General features: G+C 60.4%; 1 protein-coding gene. It reads left to right on the forward strand.

All coding sequences use genetic code 11. The features are described 5' to 3' along the window. Window positions 1-171: 171 nt before the first annotated feature. Complete coding sequence (locus AC629_RS42795) at window positions 172-1,191, forward strand: hypothetical protein (protein ID WP_084810632.1); 1,020 nt, start codon at window positions 172-174, stop codon at window positions 1,189-1,191. Window positions 1,192-2,009 lie beyond the last annotated feature (818 nt).

The following is a 2,009-nucleotide window of genomic DNA, read 5'->3' on the forward strand; positions in this document are numbered from 1 at the left end:
TCGGGCGGTAAGAGGGAAGTGGACGAATAACTTATTCTATCGCCATCAAGCGCCTCGGCGTTTTCACACAGCCTAGACCCAGAACGGACATTGCCTCCAGACACGACGAGACGTAGCCTGGGGTGACATTTAGGTCGTCTGGAATGATCGGTGCGCGATCGGAGACGACAGATGTTACGCAGAGCATTTTTGGTGGTCGGGGGCGGCACGTTGGTGACGGCGCTCGCGGCCGCGACCGGCGGTCCGAATTTGCTGCTGGGAAGAGATCGGACGCCCTCGTCGATCGCGCTGGAGGAGCGGATCGCAGACGTCCTCGCGGCTTACGATGCCCAAGGCAATCATCGCACGGGAACGGCGGTTGACAACGCATCGGCGCATTGGCTGGCGAGACAGGTACAGCAATCAGGCGCCGAGCCTGAGCTCGAGCCCTTCGCGCTAAGCCGGGTTGATCCGCAATCGTGTCACTTGCGCATTGCGGATCGGCGCATCGACGGAGTGCCACTCTTCGACGCTAATTTCACCGATGGGGAAGGAGTGCGCGGCAGGCTCGGATCGCTCGGTAGCGACGTCGAGATCGGGTTGGCAGAAACCGAGCCTCTTGGCGTCACGGAGGGGTTCAGAGCGCAAGCGGGACCCGTCGCGCAGGCGCGACAGAGCCGCCACAAGGCGGTGGTTCTCCTCACGCGCGGAAGCCACCCCGGACTCTTCCTGCTCAATGCCGGATCCTTCACGAAGCCGATCGGCCCGCCCACGCTGCAAGTCTCAAGCGTCGAAAGCGGGTGGCTGAAGGAGCAGGCCCGGCAGCGCGCCGAGGCGACGCTCGTTGTCCACGCAAGCCGGACGGCCGCAGAAGCCTTAAACGTCACCGTCAAGGTTGCGGGCAGCAACCCGGCGCTGACGCCGCTCGTCTTCATGGCACCGCGTAGTGGCTGGTGGCAATGCGTGAGCGAGCAGGGGAGCCGACTCGCGTGTTGGCTGGAAGTGATCAGGGTCTTGGCGGCCGGCAAGCCGGCGCGCGACTCCTTCTTCGTCGCCTTGAGCGGTCACGAACTCGGACTTCTAGGGATTGATGCCTATCTTAGGCGCCGAGGAGACCTTGTGAAGCGCGCACAGGCGTGGATCTTTTTTTGGCTCCGATATTGGTGCGCCACAACAGCCGAATCTCATCCACGCCTCCGACGAGGCGCTTGAACAATGGATCATCCGAGCACTGGAAAAGGAAGGGCTGACTGTAAGCGCGAAAACACCGTACGACTCCGTAGCTCGGGGAGAAGCTCGTCCCGTCCAGCAGGGCGGCGGGCGATTCGTGACGCTGGTGTGTAGCAGCGAGGTCTATCATAACGCGGCCGACCGCTGGCCGGAGGCGATCGATGTGGCGACACTCGCTCGCTACGCCAGCGCGTTTGCGAACGGCGCCTTGGAACTTGCACTGCAACAGAGCTGACGCCGACCGCGGCGACCGTCGTAGATGCCAGTTCAGTGCTGAACTGCTACCAACCTTGAATGTCTGCTTGTGGCCGATTTTGTTGAAAAACTCAAAATCTGAGCGGCCGCAAAATTCTCGCGATGAGATGAAAAGCGCCACCTCTGCCATTCGGATCGTCTGTCAAACCAATAGGAAGCTCGTTGGTTGAATCCGAACGAACTGACGCGGCCCCCCCGCGTCTCTGCCGCGAGAACGCGTCAGCAAGGCTTAGAAAATTGGACCTCACCGCAAACCGAGTTTTTCAACACAATCGGCCCTTCGCGACATATTGCGCCGCCGTGCGAGCTTGGTCGCCAACTGGATAAAGCGGACGTCGACCAGCCGACAATCCCCACCAAATTCGTCGAAAATGACCCATCTGCGACATTGGCCGCGATCAAGTCGCCTCGATGATCGCGAAATTGCCTGCTCGGTTCTTGACTCGGTTCCTCAGGCTCGCCATGTTGCGATGCACAACTATATTTTGCGATGCAAAATAGGAGTGGTCCCGATGCGCGATTTACGCGAAATTCTTCCCCGTCTT

Source organism: Bradyrhizobium sp. NAS80.1, assembly GCF_001908205.1.
Taxonomy (GTDB): Bacteria; Pseudomonadota; Alphaproteobacteria; order Rhizobiales; family Xanthobacteraceae; genus Bradyrhizobium.

Excerpts from the sequence above, each read along its gene's own strand:
- AC629_RS42795 (WP_084810632.1), top strand. The coding sequence starts at position 172 with ATGTTACGCAGAGCATTTTTGGTGGTCGGGGGCGGCACGTTGGTGACG.